The 24,271-nt window shown below is 37.6% G+C and carries 21 protein-coding genes; 11 read left to right on the top strand and 10 right to left on the bottom strand.

What is annotated here, in order from left to right; all coding sequences use genetic code 11:
• Nucleotides 1-700 precede the first annotated feature (700 nt).
• Both HXT24_RS04095 and HXT24_RS04090 read right to left on the bottom strand, forming a co-directional pair.
• Nucleotides 701-997 (bottom strand): hypothetical protein, encoded by a 297-nt coding sequence (locus tag HXT24_RS04095; RefSeq protein WP_422119218.1) that lies wholly within the window; start codon nt 995-997, stop codon nt 701-703.
• Nucleotides 998-1,138: 141 nt separating this feature from the next.
• Entirely contained in the window at nt 1,139-1,426 is a 288-nt protein-coding gene (locus tag HXT24_RS04090) for a hypothetical protein (RefSeq protein WP_422119217.1), read from the bottom strand.
• An 870-nt stretch (nt 1,427-2,296) separates the two neighbouring features.
• Between HXT24_RS04090 and HXT24_RS04085 the strand changes: the two genes are divergently transcribed.
• Complete coding sequence (locus HXT24_RS04085; RefSeq protein WP_422119216.1) at nt 2,297-4,477, top strand: DNA/RNA helicase domain-containing protein; 2,181 nt, start codon at nt 2,297-2,299, stop codon at nt 4,475-4,477.
• A 126-nt stretch (nt 4,478-4,603) separates the two neighbouring features.
• On the opposite strand, the gene HXT24_RS04080 is transcribed toward HXT24_RS04085, so the two are convergent.
• The 6 genes from HXT24_RS04080 to HXT24_RS04055 form a co-directional block, all read right to left on the bottom strand.
• Complete coding sequence (locus tag HXT24_RS04080) at nt 4,604-7,093, bottom strand: ATP-dependent Clp protease ATP-binding subunit (RefSeq protein ID WP_004112655.1); 2,490 nt, start codon at nt 7,091-7,093, stop codon at nt 4,604-4,606.
• Between the two features lie 83 nt (nt 7,094-7,176).
• Nucleotides 7,177-8,427 carry a DUF3027 domain-containing protein gene (locus HXT24_RS04075; RefSeq protein WP_422119215.1) on the bottom strand — a complete coding sequence of 417 codons (1,251 nt, stop codon included), beginning with the start codon at nt 8,425-8,427 and terminating at the stop codon, nt 7,177-7,179.
• Between the two features lie 18 nt (nt 8,428-8,445).
• A complete protein-coding gene (locus HXT24_RS04070) occupies nt 8,446-8,835 on the bottom strand; it encodes a cold-shock protein (RefSeq protein WP_004112652.1) in 390 nt (129 codons plus the stop codon).
• Nucleotides 8,836-9,024: 189 nt separating this feature from the next.
• A complete protein-coding gene (locus HXT24_RS04065) occupies nt 9,025-11,058 on the bottom strand; it encodes a sensor histidine kinase (protein WP_422119214.1) in 2,034 nt (677 codons plus the stop codon).
• 2 nt (nt 11,059-11,060) lie between these two features.
• Nucleotides 11,061-11,801 (bottom strand): response regulator transcription factor, encoded by a 741-nt coding sequence (locus HXT24_RS04060; protein WP_032836567.1) that lies wholly within the window; start codon nt 11,799-11,801, stop codon nt 11,061-11,063.
• Between the two features lie 60 nt (nt 11,802-11,861).
• A complete protein-coding gene (locus HXT24_RS04055; RefSeq protein WP_004112647.1) occupies nt 11,862-12,596 on the bottom strand; it encodes a hypothetical protein in 735 nt (244 codons plus the stop codon).
• 170 nt (nt 12,597-12,766) lie between these two features.
• Here HXT24_RS04055 and HXT24_RS04050 point away from each other — a divergent pair, with 170 nt between their 5' ends.
• Nucleotides 12,767-13,060 (top strand): WXG100 family type VII secretion target, encoded by a 294-nt coding sequence (locus HXT24_RS04050; RefSeq protein WP_004121657.1) that lies wholly within the window; start codon nt 12,767-12,769, stop codon nt 13,058-13,060.
• 118 nt (nt 13,061-13,178) lie between these two features.
• Here the strand turns inward: HXT24_RS04050 and groL are convergent, their stop codons facing one another.
• Complete coding sequence (gene groL / locus HXT24_RS04045) at nt 13,179-14,804, bottom strand: chaperonin GroEL (protein WP_004115364.1); 1,626 nt, start codon at nt 14,802-14,804, stop codon at nt 13,179-13,181.
• 273 nt (nt 14,805-15,077) lie between these two features.
• Nucleotides 15,078-15,761: a LytR C-terminal domain-containing protein gene (locus tag HXT24_RS04040; RefSeq protein ID WP_020761320.1), complete on the bottom strand. Its 684-nt coding sequence runs from the start codon at nt 15,759-15,761 to the stop codon at nt 15,078-15,080.
• Between the two features lie 146 nt (nt 15,762-15,907).
• On the opposite strand from HXT24_RS04040, the gene HXT24_RS04035 reads away from it, so the two are divergent.
• From HXT24_RS04035 to HXT24_RS03995, 9 genes are all read left to right on the top strand, one after another.
• The gene (locus HXT24_RS04035) at nt 15,908-16,618 is read left to right on the top strand and encodes a uracil-DNA glycosylase (RefSeq protein WP_004118032.1); all 711 of its coding nucleotides are present in this window, start codon (nt 15,908-15,910) and stop codon (nt 16,616-16,618) included.
• Nucleotides 16,619-16,679: 61 nt separating this feature from the next.
• Entirely contained in the window at nt 16,680-17,834 is a 1,155-nt protein-coding gene (locus tag HXT24_RS04030) for an AAA family ATPase (protein ID WP_422119213.1), read from the top strand.
• Entirely contained in the window at nt 17,831-18,865 is a 1,035-nt protein-coding gene (locus tag HXT24_RS04025; RefSeq protein ID WP_422119212.1) for a DUF58 domain-containing protein, read from the top strand. Before HXT24_RS04030 ends, HXT24_RS04025 begins: the two co-directional genes overlap by 4 nt.
• Before the next feature lie 12 nt (nt 18,866-18,877).
• Nucleotides 18,878-19,411, top strand: a complete 534-nt coding sequence (locus HXT24_RS04020) for a hypothetical protein (protein WP_020761322.1) — start codon at nt 18,878-18,880, stop codon at nt 19,409-19,411.
• The gene (locus HXT24_RS04015) at nt 19,408-20,598 is read left to right on the top strand and encodes a vWA domain-containing protein (RefSeq protein WP_032836568.1); all 1,191 of its coding nucleotides are present in this window, start codon (nt 19,408-19,410) and stop codon (nt 20,596-20,598) included. The genes HXT24_RS04020 and HXT24_RS04015 overlap by 4 nt, the downstream gene beginning before the upstream one ends.
• Entirely contained in the window at nt 20,595-21,632 is a 1,038-nt protein-coding gene (locus HXT24_RS04010; protein ID WP_014554650.1) for a vWA domain-containing protein, read from the top strand. The genes HXT24_RS04015 and HXT24_RS04010 overlap by 4 nt, the downstream gene beginning before the upstream one ends.
• Nucleotides 21,629-22,243: a DUF6466 family protein gene (locus HXT24_RS04005; protein ID WP_014554651.1), complete on the top strand. Its 615-nt coding sequence runs from the start codon at nt 21,629-21,631 to the stop codon at nt 22,241-22,243. The genes HXT24_RS04010 and HXT24_RS04005 overlap by 4 nt, the downstream gene beginning before the upstream one ends.
• Before the next feature lie 120 nt (nt 22,244-22,363).
• Nucleotides 22,364-22,564 carry a hypothetical protein gene (locus HXT24_RS04000; RefSeq protein ID WP_422114188.1) on the top strand — a complete coding sequence of 67 codons (201 nt, stop codon included), beginning with the start codon at nt 22,364-22,366 and terminating at the stop codon, nt 22,562-22,564.
• Between the two features lie 7 nt (nt 22,565-22,571).
• Nucleotides 22,572-24,242 (top strand): alpha/beta hydrolase, encoded by a 1,671-nt coding sequence (locus HXT24_RS03995; RefSeq protein WP_422119211.1) that lies wholly within the window; start codon nt 22,572-22,574, stop codon nt 24,240-24,242.
• Nucleotides 24,243-24,271 lie beyond the last annotated feature (29 nt).

Genomic DNA, 24,271 nt, shown 5'->3' with positions numbered 1-24,271 from the left:
AACTATATATCGCAAAACATAGAAGGATCACCCCCGCGCATGCGGGAAACTCTATCAAAAGCGATTATACATCAACAGCATTGTTATTGTGATTCCTCGTTATTGTGATTCCTTAATCTAGATCTTCTGCGTATCCAGTTATGTCAGTTTGTAGAACAAATACTAGCTTACTGAGAGCAATATATAACCTTACGCAAGTCAAGAAGATGTAGGTGTTTAACGCGTAAGAAGAGTATCATTCACAAAAAATAGACATAACGCAAGTGTATAAAAATTGTTGCGTTAATGAAACAGCTTTGATACATGCTTATTGCGTATGATAAATCTAGCTAAACAATAACAAAAATATGGGTGATCCTTGCATATAAGGAAGGTGCTCATATGATAGAATCGAATTGAGAGCTGGGGCTCCCCCTTACCCTTGACCCTTCACTGGGTAGGTTTGGGGAATGACCAGCTCTTTTGTAATAGTCAATTTTCCCGTTTTCTATTATGCAAACGCAATTTAGCTTCATATTTTCTCTAGATAAACGTTTTTGAACAATAGTATTTATTGAATCCTTTGGTACATTGAAATATTTTAAAAAATAACGCTATAATGAAAGCAACGCGAGGGCCTCGCAGCTGCCGTTTACGTCAGATTGTTAGTCGAGGGGATCCCTCGCAATTTTCATTATAAGTATATTTTTTAATATACGATTTATTCATCTTCGTCGTAATCTGCAGAATGTTGACGACGTGGAATCCCTAGTTTATCTACCATTTCGTTATATAAATCAAGATAGTCATCGTCAATAAGATTGTATGCTTCAATAATAAGTTTGCGAGGAGTATTTTGGTGTTCCCATGCAAAGCTTAAGTAATCTGCTAACGCTTCATAAGGCTCTCCTGCGCATGTAGCATTACTAACAGCTTCTTTGCAAAGTTTATCCATGTATGGCTCAGCATAAGGCCGGAGTTTCTCAGCCATATCATAATAAATTTTCTGCATGTTCATCAGCTTCTCCCTCCTCTCTTATTTTCTGCAACTGGGAACAAGGCATTAACGCGCATACTTTTAATTGCTTACCACCTTTTGCAAGGTGGCTAAAATCTGATAATTGTTGATTTATTGTTGATTTAATATAAAAATTATTTTTTATTCATCTGGTGAATGAACTTTACGCGGTACACCTAAATCGTCTGCTATATCGTCATAGACATCTCCACATTCATAAGGATCTAGCAAATTATAGGCTTCGATTAACAATTCTTTAGGCGCGCTCTTGTGCATCCATGCTTCTACTAAATAAATATCAATTGCAACTGACGGTTCTCCTGCTCCAATAGCATCATTAGCAAATGCTTTTCCAACTTCACTCATATACGGCTCAGCATAGGAACGAAGTTTTTCAGCCATGTCATAACAAATTTTCATCATGTCCATCAGCTTTTCACCCCTCTATTATTTTCCACAACTAGGAACGCGGTGTTATCACGCCATTTTTTCTTTTTCGATAAATGCACTTTTAGGATTACATCATCGTTGCATGAAAAACTTAAAAACGTGTGGTACTCCTCAGACTAATGTTCCAGTCTTGAAAGCTGGTTGCCGAGGGCCACACGTTGGTTATATCGTATCACAATATTTATAGTATCACCTCTGCGTATGAGGGAAAGACTGTGAATACTTTCATCAGGATAACCGAAAGCAGGTATCTCCTCTGCGTATGAGGGAAAGACTATAGTGGATTGTGAATCCCGGACACTTCGGCTGTTCGGGACTCTTTATTTGCTTAGTGCGCTTTAAGGATTACCACTGCGTATTATGGAAAGACTCATATGGATAGAATCGAAGCAAAAGCTAGGGCTCCTCTTACCCCTTCATCTCGTAATGAGTTGATTTGAGGGTATGACTAGCTTTCGCATATTCCAACTGTTTTATATTCTTTAGTGATTCATGTGTTATAAGCCAAAAAATAAAGGAGCCCGCGCAACGCCTAAGGCGAGTAAATCAACCGACGGAATGAAACCGACTTTCAACGCAGGAAGACTCCTATAAAGGATATTAGTAAATATTGCATTATTACACAACATTAATCTTGTTTGTATACCAAATCTAATTTACAAAGTTAGTGTGAAGATGTATCAAAATTGTTGCGTTAAGGAAATAGCTTTGATACGCGGATTAAATTTTCATAATCGAAAATTTATAATATTAAGTTAAAAATATTCAATTCAAAAACATTTGTAAATTTGTCACTATTAGTAGTTTTTATTAATAGAATATTTCTTATCAAATAGCTATCATTAAATCATGATGAAAGCTATTGTTCCCCCTAAGTCCATAATTGTTAATCTACCTTATAAAGTTTTCAAAGATAATGAATTAGAACATAGCATTAATGAAAATCTAAAGTATAAAAGAAGTGATCTTGATAACCAAACTATTCAAGTTTTGAAGCATTACTTGCTGAAATTTCCAACTGTTTATATTGTTCATAAAAAAGAATATGAGAGATATACGGTTTATGTTGGTGAAACTAATAATATTGAGGAGAGAACAAAACAACATCTGAATGCTGATACCAAAATCAGAGATGATTGGGAAAAACTATCTGAAGGCGAAGTAAAACAATATATTATTGCTAATGAACATTTTAATAAATCACTTACTTTAGATGTTGAAAACCGCTTCATGCAGTACTTGTTAAGTGTTGATTCAATTAATGAAGTTACTAATCGCAGAACCAATCCTCAGGGTGAATATTATCCAGAAGAAGAGTTCGAACGTATTTTTTCTGGAATATGGGTTCAGCTTCATGACATGGATCCAGATTTATTTCCAGAGGAAGGAATTATTCGCGACTCAGCTTTATTCAAGGCGTCACCATTTCATAAATTGACTTCTGAACAGAAGACTATTGAAAGAAAAGTTATAGATATCGTTAATGAAGCTTTAAAATCAAAAAATAAGTGTGACTCTGATTCGTCTACGCTTATTTTGCTAGAAGGTGATGCTGGTACTGGAAAAACAGTTTTACTTAGTGATTTGTTCTATAAAATTTGTAACAAGCTAAGCAAAATAAAAAATCAATTACGCCAGTACAGTTATGATAGTGTTGAAGAAGAAAACGAAGAAGATTCTGATTATGAATATAAACAATTTTCAACTATTAATAATAGGAAAACTGCTTGCATAATTGTAAATCATAAAGAACAAGTGAATGTATACAATCAAATAGCAACAAAATTACGTTTGCAAAAAAATAATGATGAACTTGTTATGCTACCTTCTCAGTTTATTAATCGTTTTAGCGAGCAAACCGAACAAGGTCGTGGTATTATTGACAGACCAAAGCGTTGCTGTGATATAGCTCTTATTGATGAAGCTCACTTGCTGAATACACAGGCTAATCAGGCTTACTCTGGTTCAAATATGTTGTCTGATATCTTATGTAGGTCTCGAGTTGTTATTGCAGCTTTTGATCCTAATCAAATTTTACAAAGTAACCAACGGTGGAATTCAGAAGACTTAGAAAAATTATTGGGTACATATTGCAAGGATAAGAAGTCTTTTGGTAATAGTGCTAATGATTGTGGAGCATTATCCCTAAATGATTCAATAAGTGTGAATGTCCGTCGTTTTATTCTTGAAAATCAGATGCGTATGAGAGCTAATAAAAATGTTCTCGAATGGATTAAAAATTTTATATACAATGGTTGTATTGGCACTCTTCCAGTATGTAGTAATTCTGAAATAAAAAATGCAGATTCGAATACTGCAGATAAACCTTTTGATTTCAAGGTATTTGATTCACCTATTAAACTGTTTAAGGCTATCAAATCTAAATCTGAAGAAAAAGCTTCTGGGTGCGATGGGCACGGATTATCACGTATTGTTGCAACATACGATTGGGAGTATAAGAACAATAAGAATAATCCTACTGCTGTAAATGGTACTTGGAATGTAGATTTACATTGTGATAGTAATGGACAATGGTATATGGGACTTGGAGAATATGCTGATGCTAGTAGTTCCGAGTTAGAAATTTTGGAAAGAGAAGGGAAAATTTTTAGCCATCCATGGAATTATCAATTGCCATCGTTAGATAGCTCGAAGCATTCACGTTCAATAAAGGAAACAAAAAAATCATGGGCAGAACAGCCTCATACTATAAATGAGATTGGATCTACATTTACCGTTCAAGGATTTGATTTAAATTATGCTGGGGTAATAATTGGACCTTCAGTGCAGTATCGTAATGGTAAAGTTGTTTTTTGCCCAGAAAATAGTAGAAACGATAAAGCAACTAATAAAAGGCACACTAAAGATTTATCAGCAAAAAAGAAAATTACGTTAGACTATTCAATTGATAATCTTAAAAATGAGCTTAACGTGTTATTAAAACGAGGAGTTAATGGACTCTACATTTTTGCTGTAGATACGGAATTAGAAAAAGCATTATTAGATGCTCAGCGTAATTCATTTATCTGAATAATACAGTATCGGAATAACATATTTTATTTATCGGAACAATAGTGATTTATAAAACTCAAAAATCCCGATGAGATTTACACACCGGGATTTTCGTTATTTAGAACTCAACATCAAGACTCAAAATCAAGACTCAACATCAAACTTTATGCCGCGGAAAATAAACTCCCCCAGCAAACCTTCGCCTTCCGCATCAACTTCAACGCGCTCGCCATCTGTTAAGTCGCCAAGCAAAATCTTCTCACTTATGGCATCCTCAATATCGCGCTGAATAACTCTGCGCAACGGTCTTGCTCCAAGAAGAGGATCAAAGCCCTTTTGCGCAAGAAGATTCTTAGCTGCATCTGTAAGCTCCAAAGTCATATGACGTTCAAACAGACGGTCATTCAAACGCTTAACGTCCAAATCAACAATCTGACGAACCTCTGGCTCAGTAAGCTGACGGAACACAATCGTATCATCCAAACGGTTTAGGAACTCTGGACGGAACTGACGCTTCAATTCCGAATTAACCTGATCCTTCATCCTCTGGTAAGATGCATCCGCATTATTACCAAGACTAAAACCAGTATTCGCTGACTTAGCAATATCACGAGTACCAAGATTTGTAGTCAAGATAATAATCGTGTTCTTAAAATCAACTTTTCTTCCTTGGCCATCTGTTAAATGACCGTCGTCTAACACTTGCAAAAGCGTGTTGAAAATATCTGGATGAGCCTTTTCAATTTCGTCAAAAAGCACCACCGAGAATGGCTTTCTACGAACCTTCTCTGTAAGCTCGCCACCCTCCTCGTAACCAACATATCCTGGAGGAGCACCGAAAAGACGAGAAGCCGCATACTTTTCTGCAAACTCCGACATATCAACACGAATCAAAGCATCATCATCGTCGAACAGGAATTGAGCCAAGGTTTTAGCAAGCTCTGTCTTACCAACTCCCGTAGGACCAGCGAAAATAAACGATCCAGAAGGACGCTTTGGATCTTTCAGTCCTACTCGTGCACGACGAATAGAACGAGAAAGTGCAGAAACAGCCTCATCTTGACCAATAATACGCTTATGAAGCTCCGCTTCCATACCGAGCAACTTTTTGGATTCCGCTTGAGTTAGCTTAACAACAGGAATACCAGTTGTATTAGAAACAACAGATGCAATAACATCCTCGTCTACAACCATATTCACATTAGACTCGCCCTCACGCCAAGCCTGCTCTTTATTCTTACGTTCTTCCTCAAGCTTTTCCTGCTCATCTCGCAAGTCGGCAGCCTTCTCAAAGTCCTGATTCTTGATAGCTTCATCTTTCTTTTCTGAAAGTTTAGAAATCTTAGAATCAAGTTCCTTAAGCTCTGGTGGCTCTGTCAATCGCTTAATACGTAGGCGAGCTCCAGCTTCATCAATAAGATCAATCGCCTTATCTGGCAAATTCCTATCTTGAATATAGCGAGCAGACATTTCGGCTGCAGACTGCAAAGCAGCATCCGTAATGGTTACGTGATGATGATTCTCGTAGCGTGCACGCAAACCTTTTAGAATCTCAATTGTCTCTGCAATAGAAGGCTCTTGAACTTGAATAGGCTGGAATCTTCGTTCCAAAGCCGCATCCTTTTCAATATACTTTCTATACTCATCGGTAGTTGTGGCACCAATCGTCTGTAGCTCACCACGCGCAAGCATAGGTTTAAGCATGTCAGAAGCACCCAAAGCACCATCTGCAGAACCAGCACCAACAATAGTATGAATCTCATCAATAAATAGAACTATATCTCCACGAGTCTTAATTTCTTTAAGCACCTTCTTTAAGCGCTCTTCAAAATCGCCACGATAACGAGATCCAGCAACCATCGAACCCAAGTCAAGAGAATAAACCTGCTTGCCCTTTAACGTTTCTGGAACATCTCCAGCAACAATCTTTTGCGCAAGACCTTCCACAACAGCTGTTTTACCAACACCAGGTTCACCTATAAGAACAGGATTATTCTTAGTTCTGCGAGAAAGAACAACCATAACGCGCTCAATCTCTTTTGAACGACCAATAACAGGATCAAGCTTCCCTTGCTCAGCTTCTGTAGTAAGATTCCTTCCGAACTGATCTAGCAGCGCAGAACCAGACTGATTCCTTTTATCCTGCACTCCTCCCGCATTAGCCAGATCACCTTTCTGACCGTCTTCTGGTAATCCAGAATTTCCTCGAATCAAATCCATTGCAGTGCTACGAAGATCTCCTAAATCGACCTCCATCTTAATAAGCACCTGCGTTCCAACACCTTCGCCTTCTCTAATAAGACCTAAGAGAATATGCTCGGTACCAATATAGCTGTGCCCCAATTGCAATGCTTCACGCAAACTAAGCTCAAGCACTTGTTTAGCATGCGGAGTAAAAGGTATGTGTCCACTAGGCGAGACAGTACCAGTGCCAATCATTTCTTTTATTTGTTTACGAGTATTGTCTAATTCTACGCCTTTGGCGTTTAAAGCTTTTGCTGCTATTCCTTCGCCTTCTCTAATAAGACCTAAGAGAATATGCTCGGTACCAATATAGTTATGCTGAAGAGAGCGCGCTTCTTCCTGAGCTAGCACAATCACACGCCGAGCGCGGTCAGTGAACCGTTCAAACATAATTGCCTTCCGTTCTTATCCTTCGTTCTATGGTAACGAGTTGCCATGACTCTAACACTATTTTTAGTGTTACTCATTTAGTGTTACTCATTGGTTAATGACGACTTATTTAAATCTTCAGAATTGTCTGCAGAATCCGAGTCATCGCCAGATTCTGCATAATCTGCGCTATCTGCATCATCCGAAACATCACTCTTATCAACATCATCAGAATTATCAGTGCTATCTGCAAAATCTTCTGATTCAATATCTTCATTAGCTTTATTATCTTTATTATTACTTCTATCAATTGAATCAATTTCTGCAGAATCGCTATTTTCGCTATTTTCGCTATTTTCACTGAACTCGTCAGACTCATCCTCAATTATCAACCTGCGATGTCTTTTACGATTTTCCTTACTATCTTCAATCGCTTCTTCGATAAGCTCTACATCTGCTCTCTCGTCTCTAGGAGCTTGAGGAGCTATCTCAATATGATAATCGTCATAAGCTGGAGCCGATTGAATCCAAAGTTGTGATGGCTCTGGTGGCTCTATTTCGGAATGCTCTCCACACCCGTGATCTAATGCCACCACTCTCCCATCGTCTGGGCTCCACATATTTGCGCAAACTCCAAACATGTTTCCTAAGCTACCAGCTAACGGAATCATAAATCCGCAGGATGAACACGCTTTACCATCCGCAATTTTAGTAGAAAGCGATTTAGGACCATGTTGTCCCGAATACCATCGCTTCGCCGTTTGAGCTATTGCCTCAGCAGTCATAACCCTTTTACGAGTTAATCTAAAAGTCTCAACTGCTTCTTCAAAATCTTCTTGAGATTCTTTAGACTCATTATCTTCTTTAGATTCATTATTTTGCTCTGTTTCGCCATCCTGTTCGGTTGCTGGCGACTTTTCCGATTCAGAGCATTCAGTTTCTACAGAATCTTCAGAAACATTTGCTTTAGATTTTTTATAATCTAAATCTTCTGGATTAACTCCAGATTCAAGCCTTTCATCATCTTCGGCTGTACCAATAGAGTCCATAACCGAAAGATCCGTTGGCTTAAGTCTATCTTTCCAAGGAATCCAAGGTGGAGGTAGTAAAGAATCCTCAGTTGGGGCAAGAGTTGACTCATTAACTGTCCAACGATCAACATCAGCATCGTGGTACAGCGTTACTGACCACTGCCAACCTTCATACCCAGGCATATTGCAAACAAATCTAAAATCGGTAACATCACTACCAAGATCTGTAGCACTTACGAAATCTCCAACAGCGTTTTCACGCTCTGAAGTTTCCACAGCAATACTATATGCAAGCTCCTGAGGATTAATTACTTCATCTGCCATAAAAAATCCTGTTAAATATCAGTCCTGCACGTCAAAATTGTCTGCTACAGCACGCAACAAATGCGCAAGTTTCTTACTCTCAGCAGTAGACGGATAATGACGACGTCGTAAACCATTGCCTGCAGAATCCAAAAGCTTAATAAGGTCTTCTACTATTGCAGCCATATCTTCAGCTTTTGGTCTTGTGGCTTTTACCAGCGAAGGCGCAGAAGCCACAACAGTGAGACCCATTGCCTGTGGCCCTTTACGACCTTCAACAACAGAGAATTCAACACGCGTACCTTTACGCAGCTCTTTCACTGATTCTGGCAGCGCAGAAGATGGTAAGAATACATCTTTGCCATCCTCATCGCATATAAAGCCATATCCTTTTTTAGAATCGTACCAACGAACACGCCCGTTGGGCATAACACACCTCACTCGAATTCATTAAATTCTATGCGAATCATCATATTCTACTATAATCCACATAACATTCACTCGGCTCACGCTTTATCAATTGTAGCGCATGAATCCCGAACAATCTAAAACAAAAACTATAAGCAATAAATTATCCGAAAAAACATGTCAAAACAAGCAAAATTATAAATAAAATAATTAATAATTTAAACTATTATCGATTTTTACAATATTATTATCGGCAACCTTGCTAGAAGTATCTGTATTCTTAGCCTTCTTATTATTCTCATCGTCAAATATCACATTCGGCAACACAACCGTAAGAGTTAAACCATGAGGCTTAGATTCAGATGATTCGCTTCCTGCCATTGTATCATCAATAAGCTGATCGCTGCTGGTCCTAGATGCACAAGACGTAGTAGCACATATAAAACCACGATGAGCTTTAACAACAGACTGAGCAATAGACATACCTAAGCCAGTACCACCCTTTTCTCTAGCACGAGATGGATCTGCAATATAGAATCGCTCAAATATGTGAGATAAAGATTCTTCAGGTACGCCAGGCCCATGATCTACCACGCGAATAACTACAAATGAGCTGCCTGTTCCAGTAGATTGGCTCACTTCCGCAGCTTCCAAAAAGTCTTTCAATGAACGAGATACAGATCCCATTTTTTGAAGAGCTTCAGGAGTAATAGAAGCCTTGAGAACACCCATACCTATCTCTACTGGAGAATCGCTTGGAGTATATCGATGAATGTTTCCAACAATATTTGTAAGAACTTGTCGCAATCTAGCTCCGTCACCCTTTAAAGTGACTTTAGGTAACTCACCTGGAGTAAAAATAAACTTTCTATCAAGACTGCAATTTGTTGGCTTAGAGCAATTCATCAACTTCCAGTCATCAGCTAAATGCAAAGTGCCTTGCTGAATAACTCGAACTGGATCTAACGCTCTCAAATCATTTGCCGCATCAGAAAGAATAGGAGTTACTTTAACTGTCTGAGAAACATTTATTCCTCTACCCTCGTCAAATCGCGCCAGCGAAAGCAAATCTTCTACAAGTTCCGTCATTCTTTCACTAGAAGCCTTAATATGAGCAATAGAATCATCAGCTTTTTCTTGCTGACCAGGCACACCTCTCCACATGTAATACAATTCAGCGTATCCATGAATAGCAGCTAATGGAGTACGGAGTTCATGACTTGCATCAGAAACAAATTGTTTCATTTTCTCAGTCATTGCTTCCTGGTCGTTAAATCCTTGTTCAATCTTAGAAAGCATAGAGTTCAACGAAGCAGCTAAAGATCCAACCTCCGTGTTTTCTGGGGCGGAAGGTACTCGCCTACTTAAATCTCCAGAAGCAATCTTCGACGCAGTTTTTTCTATTCTCTTTAGTGGAACAAGAGTAGATTGAATAATAAGAGCGGCTAAAACAGCACCAAGAAGGATAACTGTTATACTAACCATCACACAATAGCGTGTAAGCGTATTAACAGTATCTAATTGGTCACTTAAAGAAAGAGCTATATAAACATAACCTCTAACATGCATTTCGGAATTATATCCGCTTCGCTGACCCCATGTAAGAACAAGAACTCGCCAAGGAGATTCCGCAGCTTTTGCAGTTGTTTCATCAATGCTTTTTACATCTCCATGCACTCGCGCTGGAGCAGTAAAAGGCCTACGTCTTACAACAACATTATTAATTTCGCCATCTTCTGGAAGAGTTGGCATAGAAACAACATCACCTTTAAGTTTTGGAATCAAAGGTGTAGTAATAATCTTGTTATTAGTGTCTCTAATCTGCAAGAAATAATCATTAGGACCTGCAGCCTGTTCTCCAGAATCCTTACTACGAAGTAAATCTATATTGTCGTAAATGAGCTGAGCCTGATCTGTAAGCTGAGCATCGGTTTTATCCAACAGATAACTGCCAACTAATTGCCTAATAGAAAGAGAAATACAAAATGCAGCAATTGTAAGAACAACCAAAGTACACGCCACCAAACGAGTACTCAACGGTATAGCATCAATATGCCTCCGCAACCATTTGGACTTAGATTTATTCTTGGTTTTTTTAGGATTATCACCAGAATAAGTCACCAATTCGGCTTTAACATTTCGATCAGCACTAACTTCGGACTGATTTAATCCGCTGTTATCAGAACCAGATGTTTTGGAACCATTATTGTAAAGCGAACCATCCACAGATTTGCTCTCACGCATAATCAGGCTTGACCTGCTTTCGGAACGCGAATCATATAGCCAATACCACGCTTTGTTTCAATAAGAGGAACAACCTTCTTTAAGCTTCCATCCTCATTTTTAATTTCAATACCATCGATCTTTTTACGAAGATAAGAAATATAGGATTCTACGATTGCCGCATCTCCACCCCAATCATATTGCCAAACATGATTGAGAATCTGACTCTTAGACAATACTCTACCTTCATTGTCCATCAAATAATGAAGCAGCTTATACTCCGTAGGACTTAATTCAATTGGAACACCAGATCTGGAAACATCATGCGAATCCTCATTAATTTCCAAATCAGCAACGCGCACAACAGGAGTATCTTCATCTGGATCTTGAGTTCTACGCAATATTGCACGAATTCTCGCAACTACTTCTTCTAGACTAAAAGGCTTTGTAACATAATCGTCGCCACCAACAGTAAGACCCATAATCTTATCCTGAGTGTCGTCTCTAGCAGTAAGGAATAACACAGGAACAGCAATACCATTCTGGCGAATTCGCCTTGTAACCGTAAATCCGTCTATATCTGGGAGCATAACGTCCATAACAATAAGATCTGGATGTACACGCTCAATAACATCAATAGCTTCTGAACCAGAAGCTGCTGTTTCTACATCAAATCCTGCAAAGTGTAGCGATGCTACCAAAAGCTCACGAATTGAAGGTTCGTCATCGACCACAACAATAGATGCTTCTACATTCTTACCCATACTGATTAGCATCACTTATAAAACTGAATGTTTCCTGAGTGTTTCCTGAAAAAAATCGATTTATTTACGCGCCGCATGGCGTCTCTTAGCTCTTCTCAACCCTAGTGATACTTGTTTTAGAATATAGTTTCTTCTCCACAAAATAAGTGCAACAAGAACAAACAAAGCAACAATAATAACAACCATAACGATTGTTGAAACTACACTTGTTCTGGAAGTTACAGAAGTTTTCTTAGACCGAGCAATCTGCTTCATAAGCATGATTGCAGATTGAGACCAATCAGCACCTTGAGAACTAATAAGAGGACGATACGCCGCATCAGAAAGCAAATCCACGGTTGTTTTTCTTTTAAGCCATTCATCAGAATTAGATGAAACTGCCACTACAAGCTTTCCATCATGAGTAGCAACAGCAAGAAGAACAGTATTACGATCTGGATTAGTGCTTGTAAGTAAATCGCTAGCCCATTTTGACGGATTTTTATTTCCAGTAAAATTAGATAAATAAAGTAATTTAACCGATACACCTGTTTGTTTTTTGGTTATTGAAATCATATCTGAAACTTTTGTAACAGAATCTCCAAGAAGATTTTCTGTATCCGTAATAGAATCCGTTGCCACAATACCCAAATTTTTAGTGCTTTTATTCTGAGAATCCGCTTTTGATAATCCATCATTAGCAAAAGCTGTTGTTGGAAACAAAACACTTTCGCTCAAAAATACAATAATTACAAAAGCAGATAAGCCTTTAACCACATTGATAAAAAAATCTTTTATAAACTTTCTAGACGGCATATATTCATAATACCGTGTTTTTAGATTACAAGAAACAAGCGCAAAATAGAGCAATTTATGCAAAACAAAAGTTAAAAAAATAAATTTAATTTATACAAAAGATAAGTTTGCACGGCAAAAACTAAATGAATAACCATAAGAAAATTAACTACACTAAATGAGGAGAAAAAATGACACAATTTAGAGTTGATTCAGAACAAATTCAGCAATCTGCTGCAGCAGTTGCATCTTCGATTAATGCGATTCGAGACGCCACAAATGGAATGTACGCAAATCTCCAACAATTGCAAAGTGTATGGACTGGTCCTGCAGCTACACAATTTGCATCAACAGCTGGGCAATGGCGTGCAGCACACCAGCAAATGGAACAATCATTGCAATCCATTCAACTCGCTATGCAAAATGCTTCTAACATTTACATGGATACAGAAGCGCAAGCTACATCTTTGTTTGCAATGGGATAAACAAAATAATTAAACAATAGAATAAATAAAAAACGTGAGCGATGACTTGTATTTTATAACAACTCACCGCTCACATATAACAACTAGCTAAAAGCTAAGCAATACGTCTAACTTTTATTTAGTAGCCCATCTCTGCGCCAGCCTGTGGTGCAGCAGCTGGCTTCTCAGGCTTATTAGCAACCACAGCTTCTGTAGTTAAGAACAAGCCAGCGATAGAAGCAGCATTCTGTAGAGCAGAACGAGTTACCTTAACTGGGTCGGTAACGCCTGCAGCCAACAAATCTTCATAAGTATTAGTTGCAGCATTGAAGCCTTCGCCTTCTGGAAGCTCACGGACCTTGTTGAGTACAACGTCTCCAGAAACGCCGGAATTCTGAGCAATCTGCTTGATTGGAGCTTCTACAGCACGGAACACAATTGCAGCACCCGTGGCTTCTTCTCCACTAAGAGCAACAATATCAGCAGACTTCTCAACCTTAGCGGCAGCCTGAACCAAAGCTACACCACCGCCTGGAAGCAAACCTTCCTCAATTGCAGCCTTAGCATTACGAACTGCATCTTCAATGCGATGCTTACGTTCCTTAGCCTCAACTTCCGTAGCAGCACCAACCTTAATAACAGCAACGCCGCCAGCGAGCTTAGCAAGACGCTCCTGAAGCTTTTCGCGATCGTAATCGGAATCAGTGTTCTCAATTTCGGCGCGAATCTGAGCAACACGAGCCTCAACATCTTCCTTAGAGCCAGCGCCAGAAACGATAGTTGTTTCATCCTTAGAAACAATAACCTTTGCAGCATGGCCAAACACAGAAGCGTCGATAGAATCAAGCTTCAAACCAAGGTCATCAGAAACAACCTGAGCACCAGTCAAAATAGCCATATCCTGAAGCATTGCCTTACGGCGATCGCCAAATCCTGGAGCCTTTACTGCAACAGTGTTGAAAGTGCCACGAATCTTGTTAAGAACAAGAGTTGGTAATGCTTCGCCATCAACATCTTCAGCAATAATAAGCAATGGCTTACCAGACTTCATAACAAGTTCAGCAACATGAACAATGTCCTGCTGGCTAGAAACCTTGCCAGAAGTGAGCAAAATGTATGGGTCTTCAAGAACAGCAGTCTGATCTTCTGCATTAGTGACGAAGTAAGGGGAAATATAACCCTTATCAAAACGCATACCTTCAGTGAAGTCCAAATCAAGACCAAACTTGTTGTTGTCTTCAACGGTAACAACACCGTCTTGACCAACCTTATCCAAAGCTTCAGCAATCTTTTCGCCAACTTCAGGATCTGCTGCAGAAATAGTTGCAGTAGCTGCAATCTGATCCTTGGTTTCAACATCCTTAGCAGATGCGAGAAGTTCCTTAACAATTGCTTCTGAAGCCTTTTCAATTCCGCGACGAAGAGCGATTGGGTTGCTACCAGCAACAACGTTCTTTAAGCCTTCGTGCACCAAAGACTGAGCCAACACGGTAGCTGTTGTAGTGCCGTCACCTGCAACGTCGTCAGTCTTCTTAGCAACTTCCTTTACCAATTCGGCGCCAATACGCTCGTATGGATCTTCAAGATCGATCTCCTTAGCGATTGAAACGCCATCATTAGTGATGGTTGGGGCGCCGTAAGACTTATCAAGAACAACGTTACGACCCTTTGGACCAAGAGTCACCTTTACTGTATTTGCAAGCTTATCAAGACCAGCAAGCATACCCTGACGGGCATCTTCTTCATAGGCAATAATCTTTGCCATTATTCCTCCACATAACTTAACTATGGAACACTCACTCAAACCGTCGAAATCTAACCAACCGTCAGCTGTTGATTAAACCTGCAACATTAGAGTGCTAAATGAAGATTAGCACTCTAAGTGCCCGAGTGCCAACTATATTCAAAAATATATAGAAAAAATCTATAAGCAAAATCAAAAATAGCCAAGCAAAAAGCCACTCTAGATAACTTTCTACTCGACTATTTAAGAAATTATTTATTATTGAAATTTATTGCAAAATGAGTAAATCGCAATTTACTTGCACAAAACAACAACTATTGTGGTAGTTATTTCACTAGTTGCCTCAACGTTGCTAATACCCAAAGTTTTAGCAACATCTTGTGCAGCAGCACGATTTTCATCTCCCTTGTACCAAACAACAGAATCCGAAGGAACATTACCTTTAGGATTTGCAGCTTCTACATTTGCATAACCAGCTTGCTTAAGCTTTTCAGCTTCTTGAGCTGCATGACCCTGAATTTTAGTTGCATTAACAACTTTTACTTGAACTGCCTTGTTAATATCTGCTGTCGAAGAGTCATTGTTAGCATTAGAGTCTTTAGAAGAATTCTTATCTTCTTTATCTTGCTTTTTATCTGACTTATCTGTTTCTTCTGGATCCTTATCCTCGTCTGAATCATCGCCATCAGCTTTGTCAGATTTACTCTTGCTCTCATCAATTTTGCCATTTTTATTGCCATTAGAAGACTTGGAAATTGCTGAATTATTTGCACTCCAAGGCATACGAATATTGTTGATTTCTCCAGACATAACCGCCCATGCCAGAAGACCCAACACAACAGCGACAACTAGCACAACAACATATGGGAACAATACAGCATACCACGCGCGATTTCCACGATGTACTCCAACAGGACCTTCTGGTGGATTATCGAAATCATCAGTCGTGAATGACACGTTCTGGCTATTGTTCGCCATAATTGTATCCCTTCCAAAAAATCATTAAAACAGTATGGAATACATACTAGCGAATGCCTCGCACAAAACATAAGATAAATGGAAATATAAAAAATTATTATTATTTGCTGCACATATTTGTCATTTATGTTTTAAAGTTATTAACCATGGAGATTAAACAGCGAAAGTCTTTACACGATTTAATAGACCCAGATTGGGCAGACGCTCTTGAACCAGTAGAACCACAAGTTCACAAAATGGGAGACTTTTTAAGAGATGAACTATCTAACGGGAGGCGATTCCTGCCAGAAAGTCACAATATTCTCAGAGCTTTTACAATACCTTTTAAAGAAATAAAGGTTCTTATTGTTGGTCAAGACCCATATCCTACTCCAGGTCATCCTGTAGGACTTAGTTTCTGCGTTGCTCCAAACGTTAAACCATTACCTAAAAGTCTTATTAATATTTATAAAGAATTAGTTAGTGATTTAAATGTACCAATGCCAAAGAATGGTGACTTAACACCGTGGACTCAAAAAGGCGTTATGCTACTAAACAGGTGCCTTAGCGTTGAAGTAGGTAGACCTAATAGTCATCAGGGAAAGGGCTGGGAAGAAATTACCGATGCAGCTATTACCGCATTGAATAACCGTGTAGATAATAACGGCAAGCATATTCCTCTGGTTGCAATTTTGTGGGGAAGAAATGCTCAAAGTCTTGCTCCTCTTCTTACAAACGCAATCATTATTCAATCCCCTCACCCAAGTCCTCTTTCTGCCTCTAGAGGATTCTTTGGTTCTCGTCCATTTTCAAGAGCAAACCAAGCTTTAATATCGTTAGGATCAACACCAATAGATTGGACTCTCCCTAGCGAATAGTAAAGATTATTTAAAGTAGTAAAATCATCTAAAGTAGTAAACATCAGTTAGAATGAAACGCATGGCATTATTCCCTCCACAACCAAGCAAACAAAACGATAACGCTAATACTGGCGTATTTAATCTTCCTCCACAACCACGTGCAGTTACACCTAACAATACAATGGTCAGCAATACAATAGCTAATCAAATTGTTGACTCTATAAATCAACCAGTATCTGCTGGTGTTTCTAATGAAGATATTAAACGAGCTCAACAGATCGCTGATATTCTTCGTTCTAGGTTTGCACAAACACTTGTTGGACAGGATTCTCTCAGAGAATCACTTATTTTAACTCTTGCTGCTGGAGGACATATTCTTATTGAGTCCGTTCCTGGACTGGCTAAAACCACAGCGGCTCAGACTCTTGCTACAGCAATGTCTGGAAGTTTCAAAAGAGTGCAATGCACCCCTGATTTAATGCCAGCAGATTTGGTTGGAACACAAGTTTTTGACTTCGCTTCTCAAAGATTCACAACACAAATTGGACCTATTCACGCTAACGTAATTCTTCTAGATGAAATTAATCGTTCTAACGCAAAAACACAATCCGCTATGCTTGAAGCAATGGCAGAAGGCGCCACAACTATTGGTGGAGAACGCATTAATCTTCCTCAGCCTTTTATGGTTATCGCTACACAAAACCCTATTGAAGAAGAAGGAACTTTTAATCTTCCAGAAGCACAAATGGATCGCTTTATGATTAAAGCAATTATGTCGTATCCTTCCTTCAACGAAGAAGTTAGTATGCTGAAGCTTTTAACCAATAGAAGTAGTGACGTTTTCAATCCAGAATCTTTAAATAATCAAAAGATTACCCTTCAGGATGTCACTTTCTTAAGATCGGCAACTCGCAGAGTACATGTTTCGGAAGCAGTTATGAAGTATGCAGTAGATATTGTTGCAACTTCTAGAGGAGAAGGTAGTCACCCTCTTAAAACTATTTCTTCTCTAGTTAGAATGGGCGCAAGCCCTAGAGCTTCTATCGCGTTAATCCGTATCGGTCAAGCACAGGCTCTTCTTGCTGGAAGAGATTACGTAATACCGGAAGACGTTAAAAAGTTTGCTCATGATGTTCTTAGACACAGGATTCTTCTTACTTTTGAAGCTTTAGCTGATTCTATTACAAGTGATCAGATTATTGACGCAATAGTGAAAACGGTTCCTGCACCATGATCTTTGCAAATCCGTTTTTTACAAGAATGTTAAAATCTTTTACAAAATCTGATTTTGTGGTACAAGATACTAAAAGAAGCTTATTAGTTTCAAATTCTGCTAAAAAGATTAGGCGAAAGATTGAAGAATTAGATAATCGTCTGAATTTACCTGTAGCCAAAAAATCGTTGGGCGTTTTTGAAGGAGAGCATCCGTCCAATCATAACTTTGGAAATGGTGATTTAGTTGACATTCACTCATGGCAGCCTGGTGATGAAGCTAGAATGATGAACTGGAAAGCTAGCGCTAGACTTGGCGAGCCAATGGTCTCTTCTAGAGAAAGAAACTGTTCTTCTAAGACTTGGATTCTTATAGATTCTAGCGCAAACATGAATGCTTCATGTTCTTGTAATGGACTTAACGAGTATTTGTACGAGGCAGCTTCTAATTCAGCGTGTTTCTTTGCGTCTTTAAGTATAAAACGTAACGATTCATTAAACTGCGTTTTATTTGACGGTGACGATATTATAAAGATTCCTTCATCTAGGAATCTTCCTGATTTTGAACGTAATTTGGATAAAAATATATATAAAACACGTAAAAAACTTAGAGATACAAATACGATCATAAATTTTGCTAATTCAATTAATCAATCACGCGGATTAATAGTAATTATCACGGATGAATATGCAATTTCGTCAAAACATTTTGATGATTTGCAAAAAATTTCAAGACTACACTCATTGATCGTGGTAACAATATGTCCAATTAATCCATTTAATTCATATAAAGTCACGCCAATAATTGACGGTACAACAATGCGAGAAATTCCAGCATTCTTAAAAGATGATTCTTGCGCTAAAGAAGTTAATACACATAGAGCTTTTGTCAATAACGCATTGCACGAAATTCTAAATAACACGGGATCATCGCTTATACGCGGTTCTTCTAGTGAACAAATATTCCATTCTTCGACGAAATTTATATCGAAAGCTACCTTACAGAGTATGTTTTCTGGCGCTAAAAGCAATAAAGATTTACGCTTGAGTTAGTGGGGTAAGTCGATGAGTATTCTTGATGTTAATAAAATTCTAAACGATGATTCAATGCTATTTGCATTTATTGGCTTAAGTCTAATAATCGCATGCGCTGCTTTCGTAGTTCTATATGCTGCAATTTATAAAATGAACACTAAAGGGGATTCTAAGCAAAAAGTTAAAAATGCTGCTCATACATTGAATGCCAATAAGCAAGAATGGCGTAAAAAGATTGATTTAGTGGTAAGCCAATATCATGAAAATAAAATTGAGAAAGATCAGGCTTTTGCAAAATTAGCGCAAATAGCTAGACAATATGTTTCCATAATGAGTGGCGAAAATATTAAATCGCATACACTTGGAGAAATCAGTTCACTTAGAAAATCTTGGAAAAACACTCATGGAGCAGATCTTTTAAGACAAACAATCGCAGCATTATATCCTCCTGAATTTGCAGATAGCACATATAATAATCAAGCTAAAAATACAGATGTGGATCAAGGTGCAAGATGGGTTCTTATTCTGCTAGAAAGTTGGAAAACAAAGGAGAATAAAAGATGACATTCTCCACATTATCATTCTCAACATTATGTAACTGCCAAATATATAATTATTCAACACTCGTTTCATCTATTTTCTCTATGCGACTTAAATGGCCAATAGTCCTATTTTTTGGTGTTTTAGCAAGCGTAATAATTCTTATAACTGTATTAGTGATTAGCGAGGTTAAACGACACAGCTTAAAGAATCATTCGTACAATTCAAAAAACATTTTAGAATCAAGCTTTTTGAGAACATTTACTTTAGACGAGGATTTGCAAGGAAGTTTATGTGCTAGAAAATGGAGACTATGGAATATTCTTCGTAAATTCTCTTTTATAATGCTTATCCTAGCTCTTATATGCACTACAATTCTCAGCTCTAGACCTTCAAGAGTTTTAAACGCAAACGAACAATCAAGCTCTAGAGATATTGTTTTATGCTTAGATGTTTCTGGATCTACTCTGCCGTATGATTTGGAAGTTATTAACGCTTATTTGAAATTTGTTGAGCATTTTCAAGGCGAGCGCATTGGTTTGAGTATTTTTAATTCAACTTCTAGAACTGTTTTTCCTCTTACAGACGATTATTCACTTGTTAAAAAACAGTTGCAATATGCCTCTAAGCTGTTGGATGGAGTTCAAACACAAGACAAAATCGACAATATGCAACAAAAGCAGTATCAGCAGATTTCCACGTGGCTTGATGGTACGCAAAACCGAAAAGAAGCAACATCGTTAATTGGCGACGGTCTTGTTAGTTGCGCTGCAATGATTCCTGGAGTTGTATATGGTTCTTCTAGCAACTCCCAAAAACCTCATAATCGTCTTAATCGTAGTGCATCTATTGTTTTAGCTACAGATAATGTTGTTTCTGGAAAACCAGTTTACTCTCTTAAGCAAGCTTTAGATTTAACAAAGCGAGCTAATATTCAAGTCGATGGATTGTATTCTGGATCTACTCAAAGCGAAAATGAGAACACTACTAATCAGATGCGTGAACTTATTGAAAAAAATGGTGGCATTTTCTTAACTCAGCATAATTCTGATTCTGTTTTAGCTTTGGTACGTAAAATTGAACAGCAGCACACAATTATGCAAAAGGACTCTACACAATCAGCGTTAAGCGATGATCCTAGTATTGTAACAATATTTGCGGTTATTTTTGTAACTCTCTGGCTTATTTCAGCGAGAAGGATAAAACGATGAAAATATCTTTTAGTTGGATTTCGCTAGTTGCTATTGCGATTCTTGGCATTTTGGCATTATATGAAATTTTCCCAATTAATCGCAAAAACCTTAGTTCGGACGAGACAATTTATATGAGGGTTAGAAGAGTGTTAATATGCGTTCTTCTGGCTATTTGTGCATTATGCCCTTGTGTTATGAAAAGCACCTTGCAACGCTCTCTTAATGCTACAAATGTTATATTTGTTTTAGATGTTACTGGCTCTATGAATGTTAATGATTCTAAGGATTTAAACAACAACACAACCACTAGGTTTAATTCTGCAAAACAAATAATAAAACAAATTACAAATAATTACATAAACGCAAGTTTTACTGCTATTAGATTTGGAGCGTCTTCTAGTGTTGATGTTCCACTTACGCCAGATTCTAATGCAATTGAAAATTGGGTTGATACTATCAACACTGAACCTGTTGGAGTTTCAAATGGAACTAGTTTGGATGCTCCCCTAGATAAAACTCTTCTTGAAGCTAAGGCAATTCATGACGCTCATCCGCAAGACGTTACAGTTTTATATTTAATAAGCGATGGAGAAGAAACAACTTCTAGAAAGCGTAGAACATTCTCATCTCTACGCGGATACGTGAATCATGCTTATGTTATTGGCGTAGGTTCTAAAAATGGCGGGAAAATCCCAAATACCACCACTAAGCTAAATGATTTAGATGATATAAATTCTACAGATTCTTCTACAAAACAATCTGGTAAATGGATTATTGACCCATCTACTGGAAAACCTGGAATATCTAAGATGGATCCGCAGAATCTTAAGAATATAGCTGATGAGATTAGTGGAAAATATGTTGACTCTAGCAAAAATCACTCTATTGGATTAGAAGCAAAAAATATTCTTTCTAAACAATGGAGACAGAACAATACTGTTAAGCCGAGACTTAGACCTGAGCCAATCGTTTGGCCTTTTGCTATTCTTGCAAGCATATTGATTCTTTGGGAATTATCATGCTGGATTACAAAATCAAGGAAGCTTATATGATTAGCAGAATCACACCTAAGTCACTCCTAAGATTTTCTCTTGTTACTTTATCTTCTATTGTTATAGCCTTATGCGCTATATCAGCTTATTTGTCTATTACTAATCTTAAAGCAGAATCAACGTATAACTCTGCCACAAAATCACTAATAAATAATATAAAAGCGTCAAAAAAAGTTGATGCAGATAGAGAAATATTGCTCGTATCTCAAAAACAGGTTGATGATCAATTTAGCGAAGCAAAATCGCCATACACTATTCTTTTACCTCATATAAAAAATAGTATTGAGCACAACGCACTAATATCTAAAAGACTTACTAGATTCTTACAAAAACAAATTGATGAAGATAAAAAGAATACTGATTCTAGTACACAATCCAACTATAATGACCGAAACCAAAAAAATAATTTGCAGGACAAATCTGGGAATTCTAGTTTAAGCGATTCTCAAAAAAAGAAGGTCGAAGACTTATTAAAACAAAACAATCAAAAAGATCAAGACCAGAATCAAATAAACCAATCCGAAAAAGATTACAGCAATAATGATTCAAATAGTAAGTCCGGAAAAACAAAGTCTTCTAAACAAGAAGATTCAAGTAACAAGCCGTGGTAAAGGTAATAAAAAAAAATATCTAATAGAATATAAACCCTTATATTTCAATATTTTGGAACCTTTAACCACATTAAAAGATTTTTCGTGACTATTTAAAAAATATTGTGTGTAATACTTTGTATGCATACATTTAATAATTATTACTGGCTGATAACAAGAACAGAACAATGTTCTAACAGCGTGCTTGGCGAAGCACATTCAAATACTCTTAAAGATTGGCATGGAAAAGCCGCAAACGCGTTCAATGAAGAAATGTTTAATGTTGCCAAAAAAGCATGCGAAATTAGCTCTATTAACTCAAAAATCAACTTATGGAGGTGAATTTTTAATGCCTTGGAGAGTTAAATCAACAATAACAGGTGGGAAAACCATTAGCGTAGCTGATGCTAGCGAATACAAAACAAAATCCGCAAAATTACAAGAACTATCCAACGATTTCCACTCGTTAAGCACAAGCTGGATGCAAGCTGCGATGCAGATTGAAAGCCAAAAATCGTCTGTTTTCTCTGAAAATAACAAAAATTTTAATGGTTATTTTAACGACGATTCTTTACAACCGCTATTGGATCCTGCAGAATGCAGAATAAAATCAAGCCAATGTGAATCGTTATCAAATAAACTTGATGAATTATCTTCTCTAATAATCAGAGCAAATAATCTATATGCTAACGCAGAATACAAAAATAGAGAAAACTTAGATAATCTTGTATCGATTGGTACAAGTATCTTTCCTATTACAGCAGTACCATTCTTTGCAAGCGTAGGATTTAGCATACTTTTAGATATGACTCAAAAAAGCGGTATGAAAAACTTTTCTAAATGGAGTCATGAAACTGCACCAATTCAACAAGGCTTTATTAGAGGCTTTTCTAAGCATTTTCTAATAAACCCCGTAACAGGAATCCCTATTCGTCTTTTTTCTAGTATTCAAGAAAAGAACGATGTAGAACATTCAAAAGCACCAGTTTCCACTTTTGCAAGCGCATTAAGCTTGTTTAGCGCAAAAATCAACGATGCAAAACAAGGAAATAATCTTAAAGTAACAAAAATTAGATTACCTCACAGAGAATATTCGAAAATATTGCATTACAGAGGAAGTAATATTAGTCAAGCTCTTGCAAATCTAACAGATCTTTCAAATGGAAACCTTGGCGTAAAGCCGCCTAAAATAAACGCAGATGCAGCAACAATAGCAATACAACGATTTAAGAAAAAAGACGGTAGCATATCTTGGCTTGTTACAATACCTGGAACAGATGGCAAACCAAAATCTCCTTTTGGATGGCCACAAAACGCAGAAGTTATGAGTAGTTCTAAAAACGTAAGACAAAATGCAGACAGCACAAGAATGGTTATAGAAGCCATGAGAAAAAGCGGAATTAAAGCAAAAGACTCAGTTATTCTTGTTGGACATTCACAAGGAGGAATTGTAGCTGCAAGCATAGCTAGCGATTACTCAAAACAATACAACATAAAACACATAGTAACTGCTGGATCTCCAATAGCAAACCATCCAATACCAAATAAAACTTGGGTCACAAGCATAGAAATGGAAGACGAACTAGTTCCTACCTTAGATGGCGCATCTAATCCAAATAGAAATAATTGGGTTACAATACATGGAACTGCAAAGAAAAGCGCTACTGCCCACAATGGCACAATCGCCCCTAAAACAGCTCATAATGCAATATACAATTCACTTGTTGTAAATGGAATAAAATCGCAAAACAAAAATAAAGAAAATAGTAAGAAAAACAATAAACAATACAGAACTAAAAGTTATAAGAATGAAAAACTTTTTGAAAAAGATGGAATCTTAGTAAAAAATGTACCAGAAGAAGGAACGCTCACACATGATTTGAATTATCATAAAGCAGCTTATGAAGACGCTCATCAACTTGGATCTAAAGAGATACGAATGCAAGAAGAGCATTTTAGAAAAACACTAGGTGACGAATTAGAAGAAACAACACTATGGCAAGGAATTATGAGCCATTAACTATGCGCCATTAACTAATAACCGCTCAA

Source organism: Gardnerella sp. DNF00354, assembly GCF_049262755.1.
In the GTDB taxonomy this organism is placed as follows: domain Bacteria; phylum Actinomycetota; class Actinomycetes; order Actinomycetales; family Bifidobacteriaceae; genus Bifidobacterium; species Bifidobacterium vaginale.
This window is presented reverse-complemented; position numbering and strand designations above follow the sequence as displayed.

What these genes read in the sequence shown, in the direction of transcription:
- HXT24_RS04095 (WP_422119218.1), bottom strand. Translation starts at nt 997, where the DNA reads ATGAACATGCAGAAAATTTATTATGATATGGCTGAGAAACTCCGGCCT.
- HXT24_RS04090 (WP_422119217.1), bottom strand. Translation starts at nt 1,426, where the DNA reads ATGGACATGATGAAAATTTGTTATGACATGGCTGAAAAACTTCGTTCC.
- HXT24_RS04085 (WP_422119216.1), top strand. Translation starts at nt 2,297, where the DNA reads ATGATGAAAGCTATTGTTCCCCCTAAGTCCATAATTGTTAATCTACCT.
- HXT24_RS04080 (WP_004112655.1), bottom strand. Translation starts at nt 7,093, where the DNA reads ATGTTTGAACGGTTCACTGACCGCGCTCGGCGTGTGATTGTGCTAGCT.
- HXT24_RS04075 (WP_422119215.1), bottom strand. Translation starts at nt 8,427, where the DNA reads ATGGCAGATGAAGTAATTAATCCTCAGGAGCTTGCATATAGTATTGCT.
- HXT24_RS04070 (WP_004112652.1), bottom strand. Translation starts at nt 8,835, where the DNA reads ATGCCCAACGGGCGTGTTCGTTGGTACGATTCTAAAAAAGGATATGGC.
- HXT24_RS04065 (WP_422119214.1), bottom strand. Translation starts at nt 11,058, where the DNA reads ATGCGTGAGAGCAAATCTGTGGATGGTTCGCTTTACAATAATGGTTCC.
- HXT24_RS04060 (WP_032836567.1), bottom strand. Translation starts at nt 11,801, where the DNA reads ATGGGTAAGAATGTAGAAGCATCTATTGTTGTGGTCGATGACGAACCT.
- HXT24_RS04055 (WP_004112647.1), bottom strand. Translation starts at nt 12,596, where the DNA reads ATGCCGTCTAGAAAGTTTATAAAAGATTTTTTTATCAATGTGGTTAAA.
- HXT24_RS04050 (WP_004121657.1), top strand. Translation starts at nt 12,767, where the DNA reads ATGACACAATTTAGAGTTGATTCAGAACAAATTCAGCAATCTGCTGCA.
- groL (WP_004115364.1), bottom strand. Translation starts at nt 14,804, where the DNA reads ATGGCAAAGATTATTGCCTATGAAGAAGATGCCCGTCAGGGTATGCTT.
- HXT24_RS04040 (WP_020761320.1), bottom strand. Translation starts at nt 15,761, where the DNA reads ATGGCGAACAATAGCCAGAACGTGTCATTCACGACTGATGATTTCGAT.
- HXT24_RS04035 (WP_004118032.1), top strand. Translation starts at nt 15,908, where the DNA reads ATGGAGATTAAACAGCGAAAGTCTTTACACGATTTAATAGACCCAGAT.
- HXT24_RS04030 (WP_422119213.1), top strand. Translation starts at nt 16,680, where the DNA reads ATGGCATTATTCCCTCCACAACCAAGCAAACAAAACGATAACGCTAAT.
- HXT24_RS04025 (WP_422119212.1), top strand. Translation starts at nt 17,831, where the DNA reads ATGATCTTTGCAAATCCGTTTTTTACAAGAATGTTAAAATCTTTTACA.
- HXT24_RS04020 (WP_020761322.1), top strand. Translation starts at nt 18,878, where the DNA reads ATGAGTATTCTTGATGTTAATAAAATTCTAAACGATGATTCAATGCTA.
- HXT24_RS04015 (WP_032836568.1), top strand. Translation starts at nt 19,408, where the DNA reads ATGACATTCTCCACATTATCATTCTCAACATTATGTAACTGCCAAATA.
- HXT24_RS04010 (WP_014554650.1), top strand. Translation starts at nt 20,595, where the DNA reads ATGAAAATATCTTTTAGTTGGATTTCGCTAGTTGCTATTGCGATTCTT.
- HXT24_RS04005 (WP_014554651.1), top strand. Translation starts at nt 21,629, where the DNA reads ATGATTAGCAGAATCACACCTAAGTCACTCCTAAGATTTTCTCTTGTT.
- HXT24_RS04000 (WP_422114188.1), top strand. Translation starts at nt 22,364, where the DNA reads ATGCATACATTTAATAATTATTACTGGCTGATAACAAGAACAGAACAA.
- HXT24_RS03995 (WP_422119211.1), top strand. Translation starts at nt 22,572, where the DNA reads ATGCCTTGGAGAGTTAAATCAACAATAACAGGTGGGAAAACCATTAGC.